This window comes from Pseudomonas sp. Root562 (assembly GCF_001427125.1).
In the GTDB taxonomy this organism is placed as follows: domain Bacteria; phylum Pseudomonadota; class Gammaproteobacteria; order Pseudomonadales; family Pseudomonadaceae; genus Aquipseudomonas.
The window spans coordinates 308,760-330,953 of record NZ_LMGK01000001.1 but is presented as its reverse complement, the minus strand read 5'-3'; the positions used below and the strand labels follow the sequence as shown (position 1 = coordinate 330,953).

Genomic DNA, 22,194 nt, shown 5'->3' with positions numbered 1-22,194 from the left:
CTGGAGCCGGCCCTTGAAAGCCCTCGACGAACTGACCTTCGATAATCGCTTCGACCGCTTGGGCGATACGTTTTCCGCCCACGTGCTGCCCGAGCCCATCGACAACCCGCGCCTCGTAGTCGCTAGCCCTGCCGCCATGGCGCTGCTGGACCTTGACCCGGCCGTGGCCGAAACCCCGGAGTTCGCCGAGCTGTTCAGCGGCCATAAGCTCTGGGCCGATGCGGTTCCTCGGGCAATGGTCTATTCCGGGCATCAGTTCGGTTCGTACAACCCGCAACTGGGCGACGGTCGGGGCCTGTTGCTGGGTGAGGTGTACAACGAGGCCGGCGAACACTGGGACCTGCACCTCAAGGGTGCCGGCCAGACACCGTTTTCGCGCATGGGCGATGGTCGTGCGGTGCTGCGCTCCTCGATCCGCGAATTCCTTGCTTCTGAAGCGTTGCACGCGCTGAACATCCCGACCACACGAGCATTGTGCGTGATCGGCTCCGACACCCCGGTCTGGCGCGAAAAACAGGAACGCGCCGCCATGGTCCTGCGCCTGGCACCGAGCCATGTGCGCTTCGGACATTTCGAGTATTTCTACTACACCAAGCGCCCCGAAAAACAGAAAGAGCTCGGCGATCACGTGCTGGCCATGCATTTCCCGCAATGCCTGGAACAACCGGAACCGTATCTGGCCATGTTCCGCGAAATCGTCGAACGCAACGCCGAGCTGATCGCCAAGTGGCAAGCCTACGGCTTCTGCCACGGGGTGATGAATACCGACAACATGTCGATCCTCGGCATTACCTTCGATTTCGGCCCGTTCGCCTTCCTCGACGACTTCGACGCCAACTTCATCTGCAACCACTCCGATGACCAGGGCCGCTATTCCTTCAGCAACCAGGTGCCGATCGGACAGTGGAACCTCAGCGCCCTGGCCCAGGCCTTGACGCCGTTCATCAGCGTCGAGGCCCTGCGCGAAACCCTCGGCCTGTACCTGCCACTGTTCCAGGCCCATTACCTCGACCTGATGCGCCGTCGTCTTGGCTTCACCACGGCTGAAGACGACGACCAGAAGCTGCTGGAACACCTGCTGCAACTGATGCAAAACAGCGGCGTCGATTACAGCCTCTTCTTCCGCCGCCTGGGCGACGAATCACCGGAGGCGGCCGTCGCCCGCTTGCGTGATGACTTCGTCGACCTCAAGGGCTTCGATGCCTGGGGCGAGCTCTACATCGCCCGGGTTGCCAGCGAAGGCGCGCTTGATCAAGCGCAGCGTCGGCAACGGATGCACGCGGTGAATCCGCTGTACATCCTGCGCAATTATCTGGCGCAAAAGGCTATCGATGCGGCAGAGAGCGGCGACTACTCGGAGGTTCGGCGCCTGCACACGGTGCTGAGCAAGCCGTTCGAGGAACAGCCGGGAATGGAAAGCTACGCCGAACGACCGCCGGAGTGGGGCAAGCATCTGGAGATCAGTTGTTCGTCGTGAGCAAGTATCAATCCGCCGGATCAATGGCACTGATCACACGCGCAATGATGTCGGACATCGTCGCATCGTCAAGACGCTCGATAAACCTGGCTGAGCCATCACGCACTCGTTGTTCGATGTCAAAGCTGCGTACCTGATTGCAGACGGCGACACCATTGGTTTCGTATCCGGAAATGACGACGGCCAGACCAACGTGTCGACTGAAACTTCCGCCGCTCGTAATGGGTACAGTCATGCTGACACCAAGTGAATTGATTTCACTTGGTGTTATCACGACGAAACGATGCCGGTTCATCATCTCCCGGCCGGCTACCGGGTTCGGGTCGATCCAATAAACATCTCCCCGTTTCGGGGGTTGGCGACGAACCATCAACCCAGCTCCCGACCAAGCGGCCCACCTTCACGAGCAGACGCTGTCTGCTCATTCAGCGCGGCTATTTCATCGCGGCCCTCAAGCAACTCTGCAAGGCTAAAGCGTTTGCGCGCGGGCTGCACAACGGGGCGGGCAATCAATTCACCATCGATCACATTCAGCTCCAGCTGCGCCCCTACTTCCAGATGCAGAAGTTTGAGCAATGCAGGCGGAAGCGTGATCACCGCTGCACCGCCTTGCCGACGAATTTTTGAAGTCACGGACATGGGATAACTCCGTTCCGATAATTGAAAGATATCGACATTTCGATAAGTGCAACAAAAGTAGCACGCAGCTAGAGCCAAAGCGAACCTCACTATTGGAAATGGTGGCCTGAGTAGCCTCCAGCGTAGCTACCGTTCCTGAAATGAAGACCAGGAAAATGTGAGCATTTGCGACGGTTCGCGCATAGCTCCAGAGTTTGGCTGGCTTGATATATTCCGCACTCATCTCCAAATCATCGTCATTGCCAAATCCTGGAGCCGCAAATGACCAATCCTCTCCTCATCCCCTGCCCCCACTGCAATGGCCTCAACCGCATCCCGGCCGAACGCCTGAACGATCATCCCAAATGCGGACGCTGCAAAGCCGAGGTCTTGTTGAACAAGCCGTTTGAACTGAAACAAGGTGACTACGCCAGCCAGATCAAGGGTGATTTGCCGTTGCTGGTGGACGTGTGGGCGGACTGGTGCGGGCCGTGCAAGTCGTTTGCACCGGTATTTGAACAAGCGGCAGCGCAACTGGCGGGCAAGTGCCGGCTGGCCAAGCTGGACAGTGAGGCCAATCAGCAATTGTCAGCCCAGCTGGGGATTCGCTCGATCCCGAGCCTGATCCTGCTCAAGAACGGCCGGGAAGTCGCACGCCAGAGCGGGGCGTTTCCATTGCCGCAGTTGATGAGCTGGCTGCGCAGTCAGGGGATCTGAAACAGCGCAGCCCTTGTGTGAGCGAGTCAGTCGGCGAGGATGTGGATGTCAAACCTCATCGCGAGCAGGGCTCACTCCTGAAGGTTGTGTGTATGAACCAATATCAGGCGTTTTCCAGCAGGTTGTGCAGCTCGACGAATTGCTGCGTCAGCTTGTGTCTTGGATCGAGATGGATCAGCGGCGTATTGGCCTGGTGGGATTCGCGCATGCGCACCGAAGAGGCCAGATACACCGGCAACACCGGCAGCCCCTCAGCGATCAGTTCGTCGAGAATTTGCTGCGGCAGGCTGGCTCGGGCCTGAAACTGGTTGACGACGATGCCTTCAACTTCCAGACCTTCGTTGTGGTCCTCCTTCAGCTCTTCGATTTCCGCCAGCAGGCCGTATAGCGCCTGGCGAGAAAAACTGTCGCAATCGAAGGGAATCAGCACGCGATCAGCGGCAATCAGCGCTGAAACGGCGTAAAAATTGAGCGCTGGAGGGGTATCGAGGTAAATCCGGTCATAGTCTTCGCTCAGCTCTTCCAGCAACTTCCTCAGCTTATTGATCTTGTGCTTGGCCTCGAGCTTGGGCTGCAAGTCCGCCAGTTCAGCCGTGGCGGTGACGACATGGAGGTTATCGAACGGCGTTTCGTAGATATCGACCTGGTTTTTTCTGGAGAACGGCCCGGAAGACAGGGTTTGCTTGAAAAAATCGGCAATCCCCATGGGAATGTCATTGCCGGTGAGCCCCGTCAGGTATTGAGTGGAATTGGCCTGGGCATCGAGGTCAACCAAAAGGGTGCGAAAACCCTCGTTGGCGCTGACCGCCGCCAAATTGCAGGCAATGCTGGATTTGCCCACGCCACCTTTCTGATTGAACACCACGCGCCGCATGTCAAAACCTCCGTGTATCAAAGAATGACCGAGTGTAGTGGTGCATGGCGTTGCTTAGCTACCTCCCGGAATGGGGACTGCACAGTCAGTCGTCGTCTCGCACCAAAAAACGGGAAACATCAGAGCCATACGCAGCAATGGCCGACAAACGGCATGATAAAAATGTGAATAATTGCCAAACGTTCATTTTTCGCCAACCAGGCGGTACATCTTGCTGAGCAAAATGTAACCAGCATTTGCTACGCGTTCGTCGCACCGGGATAATGCGCACCACTCGGCGCCAAGCGCCACGTAGGGTGTGCCGTGCATTTGCGCACTCATCGCGTCAAGAAAGCCCGCAGGGGCGGGATGAATGTCTGTGATCAATTTCAACATCGCCCAGTGGCGCGCGTGGGCCCCGGGGCTCGAAAGCGTGGACGATTGGCAAGCCTGGAGTCGACGACCGGTCGTACTCCCGGGCAGCGATGCGGCCCCGGATGTCTCGTTTCTGCCGGCCATGCAGCGCCGACGCCTCAGTCGGCTGGCGAGGATGGCATTCAGTGTCGCTTGGCCCCTGGCCGAAGGTCGTCAGGACTTGCCGCTGGTCTTTGTTTCCCGTCATGGTGAAACCCCGCGCACCTTCGACATTCTCAGTGAGTTGGCCGTTGAACAGCCGCTGTCGCCCACTCAATTCAGTCTTTCTGTGCACAACGCGATCATTGGCCTGTGGTCGATCATGCGCGGTGAAACCAGCGAGATGACCGCCCTTGCCGCAGCCGGCGATGGCCTGGAACACGGCATGCTGGAAGCCGCGGCCTTGCTGAATGAGGGTGCGCCGGCCGTGTTGCTGGTGGTAACCGAGGAACAGCCCCCCGAAGCCTATTCGACGTGGATTGATGACGTGCCGTTTCCGTACGCCCTCGGCCTGCTGATCACGCCAGGCAACGACTGGCAGCTGTCCCTGAACAGCCCCTCGGATGCGTTGTCCAAGTCTCGCTGGCCCCATGCACTGAATCTGTTGAAAACGCTGCTGGGCCAGCAAACCACCTGCCAACATGCCTGGAAAAATCGTGTATGGACCTGGCAACGCAATCCATGATCGAGAAAAACCGCGACGCCTACTACTGGCGCCTGCTGGCAACTGCTGCAAGCTTTACCCTGTTCGGACTGGGCGGGCTGTGCCTGCGCGTGGTGGTTTTTCCGTTGCTCGGCTGTTTGCCGGGCGATGCCCGGACCCATCGCCTGCGCGCGCGGCATACGGTCAGCCGTTGCTTCTGGTTTTTCGTGCGGTTCATGGCTCGCGCCGGCGTGCTGACCTATGACATTCAGGGCGAGGAAAAACTCGGACGCCCGGGGCAGATGATCATCGCCAATCATCCCTCGCTGATCGACGTGGTATTCCTGATCGGGCTGGTGCGCCACGCCAACTGCGTGGTCAAGCAAAGCCTCTGGGAAAACCCTTTCACCCGCGGCCCGCTACGCCGTACCGAATACATCAGCAACGACGGCAGCATGGACATGCTCGATGCCGCCGCCGATGCATTGAAAGAGGGTCAAACCCTGATCATCTTTCCCGAAGGCACCCGCACCCAGCCGGGTCAGGCACCGGCCTTTCATCGGGGAGGAGCGGCAATTGCCGTGCGGGGTGCGAAAATCCTCACCCCCGTGGTGATCAGGGTCAATCCGACCACGTTGACCAAGGCGGAGCCCTGGTATCGGATCCCAAAGCGTCGTGTGCACTTCAGTTTTCGCGTCGGGGCCGATATAGACCCACAGGCCTTCGCTGCGCTGGGCCCAGCACCTCAAGCCTCGCGCAAGCTCAATGATTACCTACATTCGTACTTTATTAAGGAGCTCGCCGAAGATGAGCGATCTGCACCGTGATATCAAAATGCTTATCATCGACGCCCTTGGCCTCGAAGACATCAGTGCCGACGACATCGGCGATGACCAGACGCTCTTCGGCGAAGGCTTGGGCCTGGACTCTGTCGATGCTCTGGAACTCGGCCTGGCCATCCAGAAAAAATACGGCATCAAAATCGATGCCGACGCCAAGGACACGCGTAATCATTTCAGCAACGTGGCGAGCCTTGCGGCGTTCGTCACCGCAAAACAGGCAGCTTGAGACCGGACCATGCAAACTCGTGACGACATTTTCAACACCCTGCGCGATGCCTTGGTCGAGCTGTTTGAACTGGAGCCCGAGCGCGTCAGCCTCGAATCCAACCTGTATCAGGATCTGGAAATCGACAGCATCGACGCGGTTGACCTGATCGACCACATCAAACGTCAGACCGGCAAGAAAATCGCCGCCGAAGAATTCAAATCGGTGCGTACCGTCAGCGACGTCGTCGAGGCGGTCTACCGTCTGGTTCAACCGGCCGCATGAGCCGACTGATCGGCCTTGGCCTGCTGCTGGCAGGCCTGCTGTACCCCTTTGCGGTGTATTTCGGCATGGAGCATTTCGCGCCGTGGCAATTCGGTTTGCTGCTGGGCAGCCTGTGGCTGGCCCGCGCACTGAGCGGCCGACAAAAGCCCGGCAGCCTGTGGATGGCCGCGGCAGCCATCGTCTTTTGCCTGCTGCTGGCGCTGTTCGACAGCCCGGTGTTGTTGCGTTGGTATCCGGTGCTGATCAGCGGTTTCATGCTGGCGCTGTTCGGATCGAGTCTGATGTACGGCCCGCCAATGGTCGAACGCCTGGCCCGTCTGCGCGAACCGCACTTGCCCGCCAAGGCCATTCGCTATACCCGCCAGGTGACCATCGCCTGGAGCGTGTTTTTTCTGTGCAACGGTTTGTGCGCCGCCGCCCTGACGCTGTGGGCGCCACTGAACTGGTGGATGTTGTACACCGGTCTTATTTCCTACGGATTGATAGGCCTGATGTTTGCCATTGAATGGCTGATACGACAACGGGTACGAGGCCACCCATGAATTGGATAAAACTTGAGCAGCTGCTGCTCAAGGCCGAGCCGCAGCGAGCCGTAACGGCCGAGCCGCCGCTCGATCACGCACATCTGTGTGCCCAGGCCCTGAGCCTGGCCGCCGGCCTGCAAGCCCAGGGTGTGCAGCGCATTGCCGTGCACCTTGAAGACGCCGCCGATCTGGCGATTGCCCTGCTGGGTGCCTGGCGTGCCGGGGTCAGCGTATTGCTGCCCGCAGACTTGCAAGCGCAAACCCGCCAGCGCTGGTCGAAGGAAGTGGACCTGTGGCTCACCGATCAGCCCGACGATGCGCAGCTGAGCGCTTACCGACATGCACCGCTCAGCGCCGCCGCACTGGATCTGGATCAATGCCGGCTGAGCCTGTGCACGTCCGGATCCAGTGGCGAGCCCAAGCGCATCGAAAAAAACCTGCGGCAATTGGCCAATGAGGTTCAAGCCCTGGAACAGCTGTGGGGCGCCGATCTCGGCCCGGCATGCATCATCGGCAGCGTTGCCACCCAACACATCTACGGCCTGCTGTTCCGCGTGCTCTGGCCACTGTGTGCCGGACGCCCGTTCACGCGCAGGCAACTGGCGTTTCCGGAAGACCTGCAACGCGCCAGTCGCCAGCATCCGGCTTTCGCCTGGGTGGCCAGCCCGGCACTGCTCAAGCGCATGGGCGACAACCTCGACTGGCCCGCCATGAGCGCAGTGCGCCGGGTATTTTCTTCCGGCGGCGCGTTGCCGGCCGAGGCGGCTAAGATCTTGTACCAACGCCTCCATCAATGGCCGACAGAAATTTTTGGCAGCTCGGAAACCGGCGGCATCGCCTGGCGCCAGGGGCCAACGCTCTGGCAACCCTTCGCCGATGTCGCCTTGAGCCAGGACGCTGACGGCGCACTGCTCATCGCCTCACCCTACTTGCCCGCCGGCCATGTCGAACATACCGCCGATGCCGCGCGAATTGTCGCTGACGGCCGTTTCGAGTTGCTGGGGCGGCTGGACCGAATCGTCAAACTGGAAGAAAAGCGCATTTCGCTGCCGATGCTGGAACAGGCGTTGATGACCCATGCATGGGTGGCCGAAGCGCGCCTTGGCGTCGTCCAGGAAAATCGCGCTTCACTGGGTGCATTGCTGGTCCTGACAGAAGCGGGCCTTCATGCCTTGCGCAATCAAGGACGACGCACGCTCACTGAACAATTGCGCCAACACCTGAGCCAGCATTGCGAAGCGCTGGCCCTGCCACGGCGCTGGCGCTTGCTGCGACAACTACCGCTGAACACCCAGGGAAAACTGCCCCAGGCCGACGTCGAAGCCTTGCTGCTGGCGCCACGCCCCAAGGCGCCGCAAATTCTGGAACAGCTCGAAACCGAAGGCGAGTGGAGCCTGCAACTGGCCGTACCGCCGGATCTTGCCTATTTCAGTGGTCACTTCCCCACGGCGCCGGTATTGCCCGGCGTGGTGCAAGTGGAGTGGGCGCTGAACCTCGGCCAGCAATTGATGAACTTGCCGGAAAAGTTCGCCGGCATGGAAGTGCTGAAATTCCAGCAACTGGTGCGTCCGGGGGATGAAGTCCAATTGCACCTGCGTTTCGACCCGGACCGCAGCAAACTGTACTTTGCCTATCGCAATGAAACAGCGACCTGCTCCAGCGGGCGGATTTTGCTGGAACCCGCACTTGCAGGTGCAAACCAGCATGCATAGCCCCTGCGCAGTCATTCCGGTGTACAACCACGAAAGTGCAATCACCACCGTGGTCGATGCGCTGATTGCCCGCCATCTGCCGTGCATTCTGGTGGATGATGCCAGCAGCCCGGCGTGCGCCAGGGTGCTTGATCGACTGGCGCAACGCGAAATGGTCTACCTGATTCGCCTCGCTGCCAATCAGGGCAAGGGCGGCGCGGTCATGACCGGCCTGCGTGAAGCGTCGCGCCTGGGTTTCAGCCACGCCTTGCAAGTGGACGCCGACGGCCAGCATGACCTGCAAGACGTGCAACGCTTTATCGAACTGTCGCGCAAGCATCCGCAAGCGGTGATTTGCGGCTACCCGAAGTACGATGAAAGCGTGCCCAAAGGCCGCTTGTACGCCCGCTACCTGACCCACATCATGGTCTGGATCAACACCCTGTCGCTGCAGATTCGCGACTCGATGTGCGGCTTCCGTGTGTATCCGCTGCCGCCGGTTCTGGCACTGATCGAGTCGGCAAAAATCGGCAAACGCATGGATTTCGACTCGGACATCCTGGTACGCCTGGCCTGGCGCAACCAACCGATGCAATGGCTGCAAACCAAAGTGCATTACCCGCTGGACGGTGTTTCGCATTTCCGCCTGTTCTACGACAACGTACTGATATCGAGCATGCACACCCGGCTGTTTTTCGGCATGTTGCTGCGTTCACCGGTGATTCTCTGGCGGCGGTGGCGAGCATGAACGCGCAAAAGCAACACTGGGCCGACCGCGAAGAGCGCGGCAGTTTCTGGCTGATGAAATTTACCGCGGTCGCCGCCAAAGTGCTTGGCCGTCGCCTGCTGAGCCCGCTGCTGTACGGCATCGTCCTGTATTTCTTCCTGTTCGGCCGCAGCGCCCGCCACAGTGCCTGGCAATATCAGCAACGCCTGGCCGAGTGGAGCGGTCGCAATGAATTGCGCCCGAGCCATTGGCGAGTGTTCGGCCAGTTCATGGCCTTCGCCGATTCCATGCTCGACAAACTCGACGTGTGGAACGGCAAGTTGAGCATCGAGCAGATCGAAATCATCGACCCGGCGCTACTGCGCAACCAGTTGCGCGGTACTCGCGGGCAGATGCTGGTGGGCGCTCACCTGGGCAATCTCGAAGTCTGCCGCGCACTGGCGGAAATCGGCGAAAAGGTCACCATGAATGTGCTGGTGCACACCAAACACGCCGAGCAATTCAACCGCTTGCTCGGCGAAGCCGGCGCGACCAATCTGCGCCTGATCCAGGTCAGCGAACTGGACCCGGTGATCATGCTGCAACTGCACGAGCGCCTGGAGCGCGGCGAGTGGCTGGCGATTGCCGGCGACCGCGTGCCACTGCATGGCGGGCGCAGCGTGACAGTGGATTTCCTTGGCCATCCGGCCAGGTTTCCGCAAGGGCCGTGGCTGTTGGCCGGTTTGTTGAAATGCCCGGTCAACCTGTTGCTGTGCCTGAAGAAACCCGACGGTGACTATCGCCTGACCATTGAGCCTTTTGCGGACTCGATCATCTGGAAACGTACGGATCGCGAGCAGGTCATTCATCAGTGGGCCTCCCGCTACGCCGAGCGCCTGAGTCACTATTGCCTCGACGCGCCTCAACAATGGTTCAACTTTTACCCTTTCTGGAAGACCGATGACGACGCCAACGCTTGAGCCGGTAACCTTCGGCGAACTCCCTTTGCGCATCGAAGACGTGCTGGCCCTGGCCAACCGCCAGGCGCCGGCGCAATTGCAGAGCGACGCTGCCTACCGCGAGCGCATCGCCAAGGGCGCTCGTTTCCTCGACTCTCTGCTGGACAAAGAAGGCGTGATCTACGGCGTGACCACCGGTTACGGCGATTCCTGTGTGGTGGCGGTGCCGCTGCATCACGTCGAAGCGCTGCCGCAGCATCTGTACACCTTCCACGGTTGCGGGTTGGGCAAATTGCTCGACGCCCAGGCCACCCGTGCGGTGCTGGCGGCGCGGTTGCAGTCACTGTGCCACGGCGTGTCGGGGGTGCGGGTGGAACTGCTGGCACGCCTGCAAGCCTTCCTTGAATACGACATTCTGCCGCTGATTCCGGAAGAGGGCTCGGTCGGCGCCAGCGGCGATCTGACGCCGCTGTCCTACGTCGCCGCCACGCTGTCTGGTGAACGCGAAGTGATGTTCCGCGGCGAACGCCGCCAGTCCGCCGAGGTGCATCGCGAGCTCGGCTGGAATCCGCTGGTGCTGCGTCCGAAAGAAGCCCTGGCGCTGATGAACGGCACCGCCGTGATGACTGGCCTCGCCTGCCTGGCCTTCGCCCGCGCCGACTACCTGCTGCAACTGGCGACGCGCATCACCGCGCTGAACGTGGTCGCGCTGCAAGGTAATCCCGAGCATTTCGACGAGCGCCTGTTCGCCGCCAAACCCCATCCGGGGCAGATGCAGGTCGCCGCGTGGCTGCGCAAGGATCTGGCGATCGATGCGCCGACCGCGCCACTGCATCGCCTGCAAGACCGCTATTCCCTGCGTTGCGCGCCCCATGTCCTTGGCGTGCTGGCCGATAGCCTGAACTGGTTGCGTTCATTCATTGAAATCGAGCTCAACAGCGCCAACGACAACCCGATCATCGATGCCGAAGCCGAACGTGTTTTGCATGGCGGGCACTTCTATGGCGGCCACATCGCGTTCGCCATGGACAGTTTGAAAAACCTGGTCGCCAACGTCGCCGACCTATTGGACCGGCAACTCGCCCTGCTGGTAGATGAGCGCTACAACCACGGTTTGCCGAGCAATCTCTCCGGTGCCACAGCCGACCGAGCGATGCTCAACCACGGTTTCAAGGCCGTGCAGATCGGCACCAGTGCCTGGACCGCCGAAGCATTGAAAAACACCATGCCGGCCAGTGTGTTCTCGCGTTCCACCGAGTGTCACAACCAGGACAAGGTGAGCATGGGCACCATCGCCGCCCGCGATGCGATCCGTGTACTGGAATTGACCGAACAGGTCGCCGCCGCCACATTGCTCGCCGCCAACCAAGGCGTCTGGCTGCGTGGTCAGGCCGAGGACGCGCGACCGTTGCCGCCAGCGCTCGCGGCCATGCACGAAGCGTTGGGCAAAGACTTCCCGCCGGTCATCGAAGATCGTGCGCTGGAAGGCGAACTGCGCCTGTGCCTGAAACGGATCGCCGAACAACACTGGAGGCTGCATGCGTAGCAAGGGAGTGCTGCACACCGATACGGAAATCCTCGTACCGTTCTTTGACGTCGACAGCATGAACGTCGTCTGGCACGGTCATTACGTCAAATACCTGGAAATCGCCCGTTGCGCGTTGCTGGACAAGATCGGCCACAACTACACCGCGATGTCCGACTCGGGTTACGCGTGGCCGGTGATCGACCTGCAATTGCGCTACGTGCGCGGTGCGGTGTTCGGCCAGAAGCTCAACGTGCGAGCCAATCTGGTGGAATGGGAAAACCGTCTGAAGATCAACTACCTGATCAGCGATGCGCAAACCGGCGAACGCCTGACCCGCGCGGTTTCCGTGCAAGTCGCGGTTGACATGAGCAACCGCGAGATGTTGTTGGCTTCCCCCAAAGTCTTCACCGACGCCGTCGAAAGGGCCTTGCCATGATGTTCCGCCACCCCCGGTCCCCTGTGGGAGCTGGCTTGCCAGCGATGGTCGTTAACGATGACGCTGGGGCCAAACCCTGCGGCGTTCTCGGGTTTTTCGCGAGCAGGCTCGCTCCTGCAGTGTTGTGCGTGGTGTTGGGCATTCCGGGGCTGGCTCAGGCATTCGATCTGCAACAGCTCAGCGATCAACTGGCCAAGCCCGACGTCATCCACGGCAACTTCATCCAGGAAAAGCACCTGCGTGCCCTGCCCCAGCCACTGACCAGCAAAGGCACGTTTGTCCTGGCGAAAAAATACGGTCTGCTGTGGCTACTGAAAACCCCGTTACAACAGGATTACCGCATCACCACCCAAGGTATTGCCCGACGCGACGGCAACAGCTGGCAGATGCTGCCTGGCAAAAGCGCCGGCGCCGAGCAGAACCGTTTGTTCCTCGCTGTGCTGCAAGGCGACAGCAGCGGCCTGCAACGGGATTTCGAACTGTCCTTGAGCGGCGACGCGCAGAACTGGAAACTGACCCTGCTACCGCGTTCGATGCTGCTCAAGCAGGTGTTCAACCAGATCAACATTGCCGGCGGTGAACTGGTGCACAGCATCGAATTGCTTGAAACCCAGGGCGACAGCACCCTGTTGCGCATGCAGGACAGCACCAGTGCCCAACCCTTGAGCGACGCGGAGCAACATGACTTTGCCCAGTGAACGCAGGCTGCCGTGGCTATTCGTGATCCTGCTGCTGGCCGTGGTGGCGCTCGCCGGTTGGCAATGGCGCAACGGTGCACCGTTGTCGGCCAACCTGATGGAACTGGTGCCGGGCACTGCGCCCGACGCTCTGGAAATGCGCGCCGAACAACGCATGCAGGAACCACTGAATCGCGAAATGCTGGTACTGGTCGGCCATGAACATCGTGAGCAGGCCATCGCCATGGCGCAAAAACTCGGCGATCAATGGCAGGCCAGTGGTTTGTTCGAGAAGGTCCAGTGGAACCTGCAAGCCGATTTGCCGGCGCTGCGCACGCAACTGTTGCAGGGCCGTTTGTCGATGCTCTCGGCGGACGATCGCCAGCAATTGATCGAGCATCCCGACGCCTTTATCCAGCAACGCGTACAAGCGCTGTTCGACCCTTTCACCGGCTTCAGCCTGGTGCCAAGCCAGGACGACTGGCTGGGCCTGACCGGACGCATCCAGAACAGCCAGCCGCAGCACGGTGCGGTGCAACTGGACCTCGGCAGCGGCGCGTTGATTGCCGATGCCGACGGCAAGAGCTGGGTACTGCTGCGCGCCCGCACCACCGGCAACGCCTTCGACATGAGCCTGCCGCTGCAAGTAGCCGATCTGCTTGCACAAAGCCGCGAAGAAGCCGCCAGGTCTGACGTGCAACTGCTGGCCGCCAGCGGCCTGCTCTATGCCGCCAATGGTCAGAAACAGGCGTCCCGTGAGATGACCTGGGTCGGCGGTGGTGCCACCGTCGGCATCCTGTTGTTGTTGCTTCTGGCCTTCCGCCGCTGGCGTGTGTTGCTGGCATTTGTCCCGGTGCTGGTGGGCATGCTGTTCGGCGCGGTGGCGTGTGTGGCACTGTTCGGTCATATGCACGTGATGACACTGGTGCTGGGGTCGAGCCTGATCGGCGTCGCGGTCGATTATCCATTGCACTATTTGTCCAAGAGCTGGAGCCTGAAACCCTGGCAAAGCTGGCCAGCGCTACGCCTGACTTTGCCGGGCCTGACATTGAGCCTGATCACCAGCGCCATCGGCTACCTGGCCCTGGCCTGGACGCCGTTCCCCGCGCTGACCCAGATTGCGGTGTTCTCCGCCGCCGGTCTGCTGGGAGCTTATCTGTCCGCCGTATGCCTGTTGCCGGCGCTGCTCAAGGGTGTGGAGTTGCGCCCGGCGCAATGGCCGCTGCAGGTTTCCGAGTTTTTGCTGGCTCGTCGCGAAGACTTGCTCAAGATCCTGAGCACGCCGGTGCTGCTGGTGCTGCTGCTCGCTTTCTGTGTCGCTGGCCTGCTGCAACTGCAAACGAAAAACGACATTCGCCAATGGGTCGGTGCACCGCAGCAATTGACCGACGAAGCACAAACCATCGCACGGATCACCGGCTATCAACCCACCAGCCAGTTCTTCCTGGTGCGGGCCGCCAACCAACAGCAATTGCTCGAACGATCAAGTGCCTTGAGCGAACGTCTGGATCAGTTGGTCAATCTGGAAAAACTTCAGGGCTATCTGTCGCTCGACCAATTGGTCAGCCCGTCAAATGACCAGCAACACGTTCGCCAAGCCTTGGGCAAACTGCCGCAGTTCTGGCAGCCGCTGCTGGATGTCGGCGTGCCGGTCGCGGCGTTGCAAGCGGAGTTGACCCAGCTGCAAGCACTGCCCGTCGAAGACATCGACAGTGCCCTGGCCGGGCCGCTGGCGGAACCTTATCGCTTGTTGTGGCTGGGGCCGACCGATGACGGCGTAGCGGCCATGGTCAGCCTGCAAGGCATCACCAACCCGAACTTGCTGCAAGTCCAGGCTGAAGATTTACCGGGGGTGGTACTGGTGGATCGACTGGGTGAGCTGAACCGTGTTTTCGCTGCCACTCAAATCAGCGCTGCCGAACTGAAACTCGCTTCCTGTGTGCTGATCGTGCTGGTGTTGGTCGTGCCGTTCGGCTTTGGCGGCGCACTGCGCATTGTGTCCCTGCCGCTGCTGGCCGCTCTGTGCAGCCTGGCCAGCCTCGGTTGGCTGGGGCAGCCGCTGACGCTGTTCAGCCTGTTCGGCCTGCTGCTGGTGACGGCGATCAGCGTCGACTACGCGATCCTCATGCGCGAACAGGTCGGTGGCGCCGCCGTGAGCCTGTTGGGCACCTTGCTGGCGGCATTGACTACTTGGCTGTCGTTCGGCTTGCTGGCGGTGTCCAGTACGCCCGCGGTGAGTAATTTCGGCTTGTCGGTTAGCCTGGGGCTGATCTTCAGTTTCCTGCTTGCCCCCTGGGCCGGGCGCCATGTGCATGCGCTACCTGTTGCGGAGCCGACAACATGATGATCGTTGTGTTTTGGCTAATGGCCCTGGCGTTGTTCGCCGTGGCGACTCGCATCGGTCGCCACGTAGGCCTGATCCCGATCGTCAGCCAGTTGTTGCTGGCGACCATTGGCCTGCCGCTGTTGATGTTCTTCTGGATCGAGCCGCAATGGCAACTGAGCGGCGCGGCGCTGGTGTCGCCCATCTGGCTGAAAAACCTCTACAGCCTGAGTTTTGCACTGCTGTTGGGCTATATCCTCAGCGATGTGATCGATCTGCAACTGGACCGCCGAAGCCTGAAAATCGCCCTGCCGAGTTTCTGTATTCCGTTCGTCTGCGGCCTCGCCACCGCGGTCTGGCTGCTGCCGCCGCAACCGTGGATCAGTTCGCTGGCCGTTGGTTTGTTGTTTGCCATCACTGCGATTCCAGTGTTGTACCTGTACCTGCGACACATCGATTACCCGCCAGCCGCCACCCGTCGACTGGTACAGACCGCGATCCTGATCGACCTCGCCTGCTGGACCCTGTTTGCCCTCGCCCAAGGCAGCCTGCACCTGGGCAGTCTCCTGCTGCCCTTGGCCGGTGCCTGCCTGCCCGTGTTGCTGCGGCTACTCGGACTGCGCCAGACCTGGCTCTACAGCCTGGGCTTTTTCGCCCTGCTGGTGGTCGCCGAACACTACAAGCTCAATGCGCTGATTTTCGGCATCGGTTATGTGTTGATCATGGCCGCGCTGAAGGCGCCGCTGGTGCTGCCGCTGCCGGCGATCTGGATGAGCCGCCTGCAGACCTACATCGCCATCCCGTTGATCCTCACCTTCGGCATCGTGCAGATCAACGTGCACAGCGCGATGGACAGCCTTGGCTGGCTGCAACTGGTGGCGCTGCTGCTGTTGCCGATCGCCAGCAAACTGCTGGGCAACTGGATCGGCCTGGGCTGGGCCGGCGCCTCGTTCCAGGGCGCCAGTCGCTGGCGCGAAAGCGTGCTGCTGAACATTCGCGGCTTGAGTGAGATCGTCTTTCTCAACCTGCTGCTGCAACAACAGCTGATCAGCCCGGCGCTGTACTTTGCGTTGATGCTGATGGGCCTGGTCGCGACACTGCTGCCGGCACTCGCCGGTATGCACCGAATTCCCCTGAACGCTGCCGCCCCGGCAAGGAGCCCTCATGCCAACCGTTGAATTGCAACGTCGCCCGATCGTGGTCATCGGGGCCGGCCCTTCCGGCGCTATCGCCGCTGCGCTGCTCAAACGCAAGGGCCATGATGTGCTGGTCATCGAGCGACAGCATTTCCCCCGGTTTTCCATCGGCGAGAGCCTGCTGTCGCATTGCCTGGATTTCGTCGAAGAAGCGGGCATGCTCGATGCCGTCAACGCGGCCGGCTTCCAGCTGAAGACCGGTGCTGCGTTCGCCTGGGGCGAGCGCTACAGCAGCTTCGATTTCGGCGATACGTTCACCCAAGGCAAACCGACAACGTTTCAGGTCCAGCGCGCCGACTTCGACAAGCTGCTGGCCGATCAGGCCGCCCTCCAGGGCGTGGAGATCCGCTACGGCGAAACCATCGTCAGCGTCGATATCGATCAAGCCAAGCCACTGCTCGGCGTCAAGCGTGAGGATGGCAGTGAGTATCGGATCGAAGCGGATTTCATGCTTGATGCCAGCGGTTACGGGCGTGTGCTGCCGCGCCTGCTCGACCTGGAGGCGCCGTCGAATTTCCCGCTGCGCCAGGCCGTGTTCACCCACGTCGAAGACCATATCGACAACCCGAATTTCGACCGCAGCAAGATCCTTGTCACCACGCACCCTACCCAGCGCGATATCTGGTTCTGGACCATCCCGTTCAGCAACGGACGTTGCTCGGTCGGCGTGGTCGCTTCAGCGGAACATTTCGAGGGTCGCAGCGACAATCTGGACGATTGCCTGCGCGGCTTCATCGCCGAAACGCCGAGCCTCGCCGGTGTACTGACCAACGCCGTTTGGGATACCCCGGCGCGTACCATCGGCGGGTACTCGGCCAACGTCAAAACCCTGCACGGGCCGGGTTTTGCCTTGCTGGGCAACGCGGCGGAATTCCTCGATCCGGTGTTTTCCTCCGGCGTGACCATCGCCATGCGTTCAGCGAGCATGGCCGCTGCGGTTTTGCACCGTCAGTTGCAAGGCGAAACCGTCGACTGGCAACGCGAGTTCGCCGAACCGCTCAAGCGCGGTGTCGATACCTTCCGCTGCTACGTCGAGGGCTGGTATGCCGGGACTTTCCAGGACGTGATTTATTTCCCTGGCGGTGCGCCGGACATTCGCCGCATGATCAGTTCGATCCTCGCCGGTTATGCCTGGGATGAGCGCAACCCGTTCGTCGCCGAACCCAAACGCCGACTGCGGATGTTGTCGCAGCTGTGTTCAAGGGACGCCACATGAGCTACTTGAGCAACATTTACGTCGAAGAGACCCGTTTCGGGCTTTGGTTCCTGCGCAGCCACACCTGGCAGCATCATGTGCTGCGCGTGGCGATCAATGATCTGCAGCGCCTGTTCGGCGACGTGTTGCCAAGCCGTCCGGTGTTGCTGGACGCCGGTTGCGGTCAAGGCAAGTCATTTCGCTATCTGCAACAGGCCTTCATGCCCGAGCGTCTGATCGGCGTGGACGCCGACCCGCAAAGCCTGAACCAGAGCCGCGCAGAAGCAGCTGGCCAAGGTTTGACGGTAGAATTGCTCGGCAGCGATTGCGCGACCCTGGCCGTGCCCGACGCCAGCGTCGACCTGCTGTTCTGTCACCAGACATTCCATCATCTGGTCGAGCAGGAACAGGCACTCGCCGAGTTCTATCGCGTGCTCAAGCCGGGTGGTTACCTGCTGTTCGCGGAATCCACCGAGGCTTACATTGATACCTGGGTGATTCGCTGGTTGTTCCGCCACCCGATGCACGTGCAAAAGAGTGCCGCGCAGTATCTGGCGATGATTCGTCGACAGGGTTTTCAATTCACGGAAAAAAACGTGTCCTATCCGTACCTGTGGTGGAGCCGCGCCAGGGATTTCGGCCTGCTTGAACGTATGGGCTTGCGCCAACCGAAGCCTTTTGGCCAGCGGGAAGAAACGCTGGTCAATGTGGTGGCGCGCAAACCTCTTGAAGGTGCTGTGTGATGTTTTTCGTCAACCGCTTCGCCATGCGATTTCTTCTATCGGTCGCAGTCCTGCTGCTCGGCGCCTGTGCCAGCCAGCCGCCGCTGCCCGAAAAAAACCCGAGCCTTTCGTTGCCTTTGCAATTTCACATCCAGCGCTTGCAGGCCGAACAGCGTCAAGACTGGGTATTGGTGATCCAGCGTGAAGGTCCGGCCATTCGCTGGTCGATGATGGACCTGCTGGGCATTCCCCAGGCACGCCAGAAACTGGTCGACGGCTCGTGGCGCGCCGATGGCCTGCTGCCGCCCAACCCGGAAGCCCGAGAACTGTTCGCCGCGTTGCTGTTCGCGCTGACCCCAAAAGACGAGCTACAGAGCAACTACCCCAGCGCCTGGCAACACGGCGCGCAACGTTCGCTGCCAGCGCGCTGGGACGTTCATTATTCACAACCCTCGAGCTTCGAATTGAATTTGCCAAAAGGCCCGAATTATCAAATCACGCCCCTGAGCGGTGACACCCCATGACGGCCTACCTGAACGCCCTCGGGGTGATTTGCTCGCTGGGGCGCGGCAAGGCGCAAGTCGCCCGCAACCTGTTCGCTGGCGACTGCTCCGGCATGCGCAGTGAAGCTGGCTGGGTGCCGGAGCGTTCGTTGCCCGTAGGCGCGGTGCAGGGCGAGCTTGCGGCGATTCCGCCACAGCTGAGTCGGCAGCGCAGCCGCAACAATCAACTGTTGCTCGAAGCCGCCCTGCAAATTCGCCAGGACATCGATCAAGCGATCCAGACCTACGGTCGTCATCGCATCGGCGTGGTGCTCGGCACCAGCACCTCGGGCATCGATGAGGCCAGTCAGGGGCTGGCTCAGTACGTGCGCGAGCAGCAGTTCCCGAACGAATATGACTATGAGCAACAGGAACTCGGCGCACCGGCAAATTTCCTCGCCGACTGGTTGCAACTGAGCGGTCCCGCCTATGTGATTTCCACCGCCTGCACCTCCAGCGCCCGGGCATTGATGAGCGCCCGGCGACTGCTCGATCTGGGCGTTTGCGACGTGGTGCTGTGCGGTGGCGTCGACACATTGTGCAAGCTGACCCTTAATGGTTTCTCAGCGTTGGAGGCGGTGTCCGGGCAACGCTGCAATCCGTTCTCGGTAAACCGCAACGGCATCAACATCGGTGAAGCGGCGGTGCTGTTCCTGATGAGCAAACAGTCCAGTGACAGCCAGGCGATTGCCTTGCTGGGCAGCGGCGCCAGCTCCGATGCCCATCACATTTCCGCGCCGGAACCGACCGGCCGTGGAGCCCGACAAGCGATGCGCAAGGCTTTGAACCAGGCCCAATTACAGCCCGAACAAATCGGCTACCTGAACCTGCACGGCACCGCTACCCAGCACAACGACGCCATGGAAAGTCAGGCAGTGAATGCGCTGTTTGCGCAAGGTGTCCCCTGCTCGTCGACCAAACCCATGACCGGTCATACCCTCGGCGCCGCCGGGGCACTGGAAGCGGCGTTCTGCTGGTTGAGCCTGAGCAAGGACAACCACGCGCACGCCCTGCCGCCGCACATCTGGGATGGCCAACCGGACCCGGCGTTACCGCCCCTGAAATGGGTGACCCCGGCCGATCGACTGGCGTCCACAGGACCTCGCTTCCTGATGAGCAATTCCTTTGCCTTCGGTGGCAACAACGTCAGCCTGATTATCGGAGACGCCCCATGATTGACTGGCCGCTCGCCGAACTGCTGCCTCACGCCGGCGACATGATCTTTATCGATCAGATCCTGGCATTCGATGACGAGCAGATTCACACCCGCCTCACCGTCAAGCCTGATGGCTTGTTCAGCCTGCCTGACGGCAGTTTGCCGGCCTGGGTTGGCATCGAACTGATGGCCCAGAGCGTCGCCGCCTTCGCCGGTTGTCATGCGCGCCAGCGTGGCGAAACGGTGGCCTTGGGCTTTCTGCTCGGCAGCCGCAAGTTCGAGTGCAACGTCGAAAACTTCCCGGCCGGCAGCGAGTTGACCATCCACGGCATCCGCTCGCTGGAGGACGACAACGGCATGGGCGTGTTCGAATGCCACATCGACGGGCCAGGCATTCACGCCACCGCCCGCCTGAACGTGTACCGCCCGCCGCAGGCGGCTCAATATCTTCATGAACCCGCAGGAGTCCAGTCATGACTGAATCCGTACTGGTCACCGGTTCCAGCCGTGGTATCGGCCGCGCCATCGCCTTGCGCCTGGCCCAGGCCGGGCATGACATCGTGCTGCATTGCCGCAGTGGACTGAGCGAGGCCATGGCCGTGCAAGCCGACATCGAAGCCTTGGGACGCAAGGCACGCATCCTGCAATTCGACGTCAGCGACCGCGCCATGTGCAAAGCGATGCTTGAGGCCGACGTCGAAACCCACGGCGCCTATTACGGCGTGGTGCTCAACGCCGGCCTGACCCGTGATGGTGCTTTTCCGGCACTGAGCGAGGATGATTGGGATGTGGTGATGCGCACCAACCTCGACGGTTTCTACAACGTGTTGCACCCGGTGATGATGCCGATGATCCGTCGTCGCGCCGCCGGGCGGATTGTCTGCATCACGTCGGTGTCCGGCCTGATCGGCAACCGGGGCCAGGTCAACTACAGCGCCTCCAAGGCCGGCCTGATCGGCGCGGCGAAAGCATTGGCGATTGAACTGGGCAAGCGCAAAATTACCGTTAACTGTGTCGCCCCCGGCCTGATCGACACGGCCATGCTCGACGAAAACGTGCCGGTGGAAGAACTGATGAAAATGATTCCCGCACAACGCATGGGCACACCTGAAGAGGTGGCAGGCGCAGTGAATTTCCTGATGTCCGCGGAAGCCTCGTACATCACCCGGCAGGTTCTGGCCGTCAACGGAGGCCTGTGCTGATGAAGCGCGTCGTCGTCACCGGCATGGCCGGCATCACCTCACTCGGCAGCGATTGGCAGACCATCGTCGGCAACTTCGCCGCCAACCGCAGCGGCATTCGCCGGATGGACGAGTGGGATCGATTCACCGAGCTCAACACGCGCCTGGCGGGGCCTATCGACGACTTCAAGGTGCCGAGCCACTGGACTCGCAAGCAACTGCGCAGCATGGGCCGCGTTTCCCGGCTGGCAGTCGGCGCGGCGGAACAGGCGTTGACGGACGCCGGACTGCTCGACGACGAATCGATCAAGGATGGACGCATGGGCGTCGCCTGCGGTTCGTCCACCGGCAGCACCGACGAGATCAAGGCGTTCGGCAACATGCTGCTCAATTCGGTGGCCGAGGGCCTGAACGCCAACTCGTATGTGCGGATGATGCCGCACACCACGGCGGCCAATATCAGCATTTTCTTCGGCCTCACCGGCCGCCTGATCCCGACGTCAAGCGCCTGCACCAGCGGCAGCCAGGGCATCGGCTATGCCTACGAGGCCATCAAGTTCGGCCGCTTGCCGCTGATGCTCGCCGGCGGCGCCGAAGAGCTGTGCCCGACCGAAGCCATGGTTTTCGACGCGCTCTACGCCACCAGCCTGAAGAACGACACCCCGCAGTTGTCGCCACGTCCTTATGACAGCGGCCGTGACGGCCTGGTGATCGGTGAAGGGGGTGGCATGCTGGTGCTCGAAGAGCTGGAGCACGCCCTCGCGCGCGGCGCACGCATCCATGCCGAAATCGTCGGTTTCGGCAGCAACGCCGACGGCCAGCACACCACCCGTCCCGAACAAGTCACCATGCGCCGGGCGATGGAATTGGCACTGGAAGACGCGGGGCTGCAACCGTCGGATATCGGTTACGTCAACGGCCACGGCACTGCCACTGAACAGGGCGACATCGCCGAAACTTTGGCCACCAGCAGCCTGTTTGGCGAACACATGCCCATCAGCTCGCAAAAGAGCTTCCTCGGCCACACCCTCGGCGCCTGCGGTGCGCTGGAGTCCTGGTTCAGCATCGAAATGATGAACCGCGACCTCTACGCCCATACCCTCAACCTCGACGACGTCGACCCGCATTGCGGCAAGCTGGACTACTTGCGCGGCGAGTTCCGGCAGATGAGCAACCGTTACGTGATGAACAACAATTTTGCGTTTGGCGGGGTGAATACTTCGCTGATTTTCAAGCGCTGGGCGTAACGCGGCAAACTACCGAACGACTTTGAATTTTCGGTGTACTTGCGGACGCTTTCGCGG

At 61.0% G+C, this 22,194-nt stretch carries 25 protein-coding genes; 22 read left to right on the top strand and 3 right to left on the bottom strand.

What is annotated here, in order from left to right:
- Positions 1–13: 13 nt before the first annotated feature.
- On the top strand, positions 14–1,477 hold the full coding sequence (gene selO / locus ASD60_RS01590; protein WP_056852304.1) for a protein adenylyltransferase SelO: 1,464 nt from the start codon (positions 14–16) through the stop codon (positions 1,475–1,477).
- 7 nt (positions 1,478–1,484) lie between these two features.
- Here the strand turns inward: selO and ASD60_RS01585 are convergent, their stop codons facing one another.
- Together ASD60_RS01585 and ASD60_RS01580 are read right to left on the bottom strand one after the other, a co-directional pair.
- Entirely contained in the window at positions 1,485–1,847 is a 363-nt protein-coding gene (locus ASD60_RS01585) for a type II toxin-antitoxin system PemK/MazF family toxin (protein ID WP_056852303.1), read from the bottom strand.
- Positions 1,847–2,116 (bottom strand): AbrB/MazE/SpoVT family DNA-binding domain-containing protein, encoded by a 270-nt coding sequence (locus ASD60_RS01580; RefSeq protein WP_056852302.1) that lies wholly within the window; start codon positions 2,114–2,116, stop codon positions 1,847–1,849. Before ASD60_RS01580 ends, ASD60_RS01585 begins: the two co-directional genes overlap by 1 nt.
- Positions 2,117–2,377: 261 nt before the next feature.
- On the opposite strand from ASD60_RS01580, the gene trxC reads away from it, so the two are divergent.
- Positions 2,378–2,812 carry a thioredoxin TrxC gene (gene trxC, locus ASD60_RS01575; protein WP_056852301.1) on the top strand — a complete coding sequence of 145 codons (435 nt, stop codon included), beginning with the start codon at positions 2,378–2,380 and terminating at the stop codon, positions 2,810–2,812.
- A gap of 103 nt (positions 2,813–2,915) precedes the next feature.
- On the opposite strand, the gene ASD60_RS01570 is transcribed toward trxC, so the two are convergent.
- On the bottom strand, positions 2,916–3,686 hold the full coding sequence (locus ASD60_RS01570) for a ParA family protein (RefSeq protein WP_056852300.1): 771 nt from the start codon (positions 3,684–3,686) through the stop codon (positions 2,916–2,918).
- A gap of 352 nt (positions 3,687–4,038) precedes the next feature.
- Between ASD60_RS01570 and ASD60_RS01565 the strand changes: the two genes are divergently transcribed.
- From ASD60_RS01565 to ASD60_RS01470, 20 genes are read left to right on the top strand one after another with little or no spacing between them, the layout of a single operon-like run.
- A complete protein-coding gene (locus ASD60_RS01565) occupies positions 4,039–4,764 on the top strand; it encodes a beta-ketoacyl synthase chain length factor (RefSeq protein WP_056852299.1) in 726 nt (241 codons plus the stop codon).
- A complete protein-coding gene (locus tag ASD60_RS01560; protein ID WP_056852298.1) occupies positions 4,740–5,549 on the top strand; it encodes a lysophospholipid acyltransferase family protein in 810 nt (269 codons plus the stop codon). The genes ASD60_RS01565 and ASD60_RS01560 overlap by 25 nt, the downstream gene beginning before the upstream one ends.
- On the top strand, positions 5,530–5,790 hold the full coding sequence (locus ASD60_RS01555) for a phosphopantetheine-binding protein (protein WP_056852297.1): 261 nt from the start codon (positions 5,530–5,532) through the stop codon (positions 5,788–5,790). Before ASD60_RS01560 ends, ASD60_RS01555 begins: the two co-directional genes overlap by 20 nt.
- 9 nt (positions 5,791–5,799) lie before the next feature.
- Positions 5,800–6,054 (top strand): acyl carrier protein, encoded by a 255-nt coding sequence (locus ASD60_RS01550; protein ID WP_028622164.1) that lies wholly within the window; start codon positions 5,800–5,802, stop codon positions 6,052–6,054.
- The gene (locus tag ASD60_RS01545; RefSeq protein ID WP_056852296.1) at positions 6,051–6,596 is read left to right on the top strand and encodes a hypothetical protein; all 546 of its coding nucleotides are present in this window, start codon (positions 6,051–6,053) and stop codon (positions 6,594–6,596) included. Before ASD60_RS01550 ends, ASD60_RS01545 begins: the two co-directional genes overlap by 4 nt.
- A complete protein-coding gene (locus tag ASD60_RS01540; RefSeq protein ID WP_056852295.1) occupies positions 6,593–8,290 on the top strand; it encodes an acyl-CoA synthetase family protein in 1,698 nt (565 codons plus the stop codon). The genes ASD60_RS01545 and ASD60_RS01540 overlap by 4 nt, the downstream gene beginning before the upstream one ends.
- Complete coding sequence (locus ASD60_RS01535) at positions 8,283–9,017, top strand: glycosyltransferase family 2 protein (protein WP_056852543.1); 735 nt, start codon at positions 8,283–8,285, stop codon at positions 9,015–9,017. Before ASD60_RS01540 ends, ASD60_RS01535 begins: the two co-directional genes overlap by 8 nt.
- Positions 9,014–9,955, top strand: coding sequence for an LpxL/LpxP family acyltransferase (locus ASD60_RS01530; protein WP_056852294.1), 942 nt, complete (start codon positions 9,014–9,016; stop codon positions 9,953–9,955). Before ASD60_RS01535 ends, ASD60_RS01530 begins: the two co-directional genes overlap by 4 nt.
- Complete coding sequence (locus ASD60_RS01525) at positions 9,936–11,480, top strand: HAL/PAL/TAL family ammonia-lyase (RefSeq protein ID WP_056852293.1); 1,545 nt, start codon at positions 9,936–9,938, stop codon at positions 11,478–11,480. The genes ASD60_RS01530 and ASD60_RS01525 overlap by 20 nt, the downstream gene beginning before the upstream one ends.
- The gene (locus ASD60_RS01520) at positions 11,473–11,898 is read left to right on the top strand and encodes an acyl-CoA thioesterase (RefSeq protein WP_056852292.1); all 426 of its coding nucleotides are present in this window, start codon (positions 11,473–11,475) and stop codon (positions 11,896–11,898) included. The genes ASD60_RS01525 and ASD60_RS01520 overlap by 8 nt, the downstream gene beginning before the upstream one ends.
- The gene (locus ASD60_RS01515) at positions 11,895–12,596 is read left to right on the top strand and encodes an outer membrane lipoprotein carrier protein LolA (RefSeq protein ID WP_056852291.1); all 702 of its coding nucleotides are present in this window, start codon (positions 11,895–11,897) and stop codon (positions 12,594–12,596) included. Before ASD60_RS01520 ends, ASD60_RS01515 begins: the two co-directional genes overlap by 4 nt.
- Positions 12,580–14,919, top strand: coding sequence for an MMPL family transporter (locus tag ASD60_RS01510; protein WP_056852290.1), 2,340 nt, complete (start codon positions 12,580–12,582; stop codon positions 14,917–14,919). The genes ASD60_RS01515 and ASD60_RS01510 overlap by 17 nt, the downstream gene beginning before the upstream one ends.
- Positions 14,916–16,076 carry a hypothetical protein gene (locus tag ASD60_RS01505; RefSeq protein ID WP_056852289.1) on the top strand — a complete coding sequence of 387 codons (1,161 nt, stop codon included), beginning with the start codon at positions 14,916–14,918 and terminating at the stop codon, positions 16,074–16,076. The genes ASD60_RS01510 and ASD60_RS01505 overlap by 4 nt, the downstream gene beginning before the upstream one ends.
- Positions 16,063–17,310, top strand: a complete 1,248-nt coding sequence (locus ASD60_RS01500; RefSeq protein WP_056852288.1) for an NAD(P)/FAD-dependent oxidoreductase — start codon at positions 16,063–16,065, stop codon at positions 17,308–17,310. The genes ASD60_RS01505 and ASD60_RS01500 overlap by 14 nt, the downstream gene beginning before the upstream one ends.
- Positions 17,307–18,032 carry a class I SAM-dependent methyltransferase gene (locus ASD60_RS01495; RefSeq protein ID WP_056852287.1) on the top strand — a complete coding sequence of 242 codons (726 nt, stop codon included), beginning with the start codon at positions 17,307–17,309 and terminating at the stop codon, positions 18,030–18,032. The genes ASD60_RS01500 and ASD60_RS01495 overlap by 4 nt, the downstream gene beginning before the upstream one ends.
- Entirely contained in the window at positions 18,032–18,535 is a 504-nt protein-coding gene (locus ASD60_RS01490; protein WP_082557516.1) for a hypothetical protein, read from the top strand. Before ASD60_RS01495 ends, ASD60_RS01490 begins: the two co-directional genes overlap by 1 nt.
- The gene (locus tag ASD60_RS01485; protein WP_056852286.1) at positions 18,532–19,728 is read left to right on the top strand and encodes a beta-ketoacyl-[acyl-carrier-protein] synthase family protein; all 1,197 of its coding nucleotides are present in this window, start codon (positions 18,532–18,534) and stop codon (positions 19,726–19,728) included. Before ASD60_RS01490 ends, ASD60_RS01485 begins: the two co-directional genes overlap by 4 nt.
- Entirely contained in the window at positions 19,725–20,186 is a 462-nt protein-coding gene (locus ASD60_RS01480; RefSeq protein WP_056852285.1) for a hotdog family protein, read from the top strand. Before ASD60_RS01485 ends, ASD60_RS01480 begins: the two co-directional genes overlap by 4 nt.
- Complete coding sequence (gene fabG / locus ASD60_RS01475; protein ID WP_056852284.1) at positions 20,183–20,911, top strand: 3-oxoacyl-ACP reductase FabG; 729 nt, start codon at positions 20,183–20,185, stop codon at positions 20,909–20,911. Before ASD60_RS01480 ends, fabG begins: the two co-directional genes overlap by 4 nt.
- Positions 20,911–22,137, top strand: a complete 1,227-nt coding sequence (locus ASD60_RS01470; protein ID WP_056852283.1) for a beta-ketoacyl-ACP synthase — start codon at positions 20,911–20,913, stop codon at positions 22,135–22,137. The genes fabG and ASD60_RS01470 overlap by 1 nt, the downstream gene beginning before the upstream one ends.
- Positions 22,138–22,194: the final 57 nt, after the last annotated feature.

Excerpts from the sequence above, each read along its gene's own strand:
- fabG (WP_056852284.1), top strand. The coding sequence starts at position 20,183 with ATGACTGAATCCGTACTGGTCACCGGTTCCAGCCGTGGTATCGGCCGC.
- ASD60_RS01510 (WP_056852290.1), top strand. The coding sequence starts at position 12,580 with ATGACTTTGCCCAGTGAACGCAGGCTGCCGTGGCTATTCGTGATCCTG.
- ASD60_RS01570 (WP_056852300.1), bottom strand. The coding sequence starts at position 3,686 with ATGCGGCGCGTGGTGTTCAATCAGAAAGGTGGCGTGGGCAAATCCAGC.
- ASD60_RS01585 (WP_056852303.1), bottom strand. The coding sequence starts at position 1,847 with ATGGTTCGTCGCCAACCCCCGAAACGGGGAGATGTTTATTGGATCGAC.
- ASD60_RS01530 (WP_056852294.1), top strand. The coding sequence starts at position 9,014 with ATGAACGCGCAAAAGCAACACTGGGCCGACCGCGAAGAGCGCGGCAGT.
- ASD60_RS01495 (WP_056852287.1), top strand. The coding sequence starts at position 17,307 with ATGAGCTACTTGAGCAACATTTACGTCGAAGAGACCCGTTTCGGGCTT.
- ASD60_RS01555 (WP_056852297.1), top strand. The coding sequence starts at position 5,530 with ATGAGCGATCTGCACCGTGATATCAAAATGCTTATCATCGACGCCCTT.
- ASD60_RS01525 (WP_056852293.1), top strand. The coding sequence starts at position 9,936 with ATGACGACGCCAACGCTTGAGCCGGTAACCTTCGGCGAACTCCCTTTG.
- ASD60_RS01470 (WP_056852283.1), top strand. The coding sequence starts at position 20,911 with ATGAAGCGCGTCGTCGTCACCGGCATGGCCGGCATCACCTCACTCGGC.
- ASD60_RS01500 (WP_056852288.1), top strand. The coding sequence starts at position 16,063 with ATGCCAACCGTTGAATTGCAACGTCGCCCGATCGTGGTCATCGGGGCC.
- ASD60_RS01520 (WP_056852292.1), top strand. The coding sequence starts at position 11,473 with ATGCGTAGCAAGGGAGTGCTGCACACCGATACGGAAATCCTCGTACCG.
- ASD60_RS01550 (WP_028622164.1), top strand. The coding sequence starts at position 5,800 with ATGCAAACTCGTGACGACATTTTCAACACCCTGCGCGATGCCTTGGTC.
- ASD60_RS01515 (WP_056852291.1), top strand. The coding sequence starts at position 11,895 with ATGATGTTCCGCCACCCCCGGTCCCCTGTGGGAGCTGGCTTGCCAGCG.
- ASD60_RS01490 (WP_082557516.1), top strand. The coding sequence starts at position 18,032 with ATGTTTTTCGTCAACCGCTTCGCCATGCGATTTCTTCTATCGGTCGCA.
- ASD60_RS01535 (WP_056852543.1), top strand. The coding sequence starts at position 8,283 with ATGCATAGCCCCTGCGCAGTCATTCCGGTGTACAACCACGAAAGTGCA.
- ASD60_RS01485 (WP_056852286.1), top strand. The coding sequence starts at position 18,532 with ATGACGGCCTACCTGAACGCCCTCGGGGTGATTTGCTCGCTGGGGCGC.
- ASD60_RS01540 (WP_056852295.1), top strand. The coding sequence starts at position 6,593 with ATGAATTGGATAAAACTTGAGCAGCTGCTGCTCAAGGCCGAGCCGCAG.
- ASD60_RS01505 (WP_056852289.1), top strand. The coding sequence starts at position 14,916 with ATGATGATCGTTGTGTTTTGGCTAATGGCCCTGGCGTTGTTCGCCGTG.
- ASD60_RS01580 (WP_056852302.1), bottom strand. The coding sequence starts at position 2,116 with ATGTCCGTGACTTCAAAAATTCGTCGGCAAGGCGGTGCAGCGGTGATC.
- ASD60_RS01565 (WP_056852299.1), top strand. The coding sequence starts at position 4,039 with ATGTCTGTGATCAATTTCAACATCGCCCAGTGGCGCGCGTGGGCCCCG.
- ASD60_RS01545 (WP_056852296.1), top strand. The coding sequence starts at position 6,051 with ATGAGCCGACTGATCGGCCTTGGCCTGCTGCTGGCAGGCCTGCTGTAC.
- ASD60_RS01480 (WP_056852285.1), top strand. The coding sequence starts at position 19,725 with ATGATTGACTGGCCGCTCGCCGAACTGCTGCCTCACGCCGGCGACATG.
- ASD60_RS01560 (WP_056852298.1), top strand. The coding sequence starts at position 4,740 with ATGGACCTGGCAACGCAATCCATGATCGAGAAAAACCGCGACGCCTAC.
- trxC (WP_056852301.1), top strand. The coding sequence starts at position 2,378 with ATGACCAATCCTCTCCTCATCCCCTGCCCCCACTGCAATGGCCTCAAC.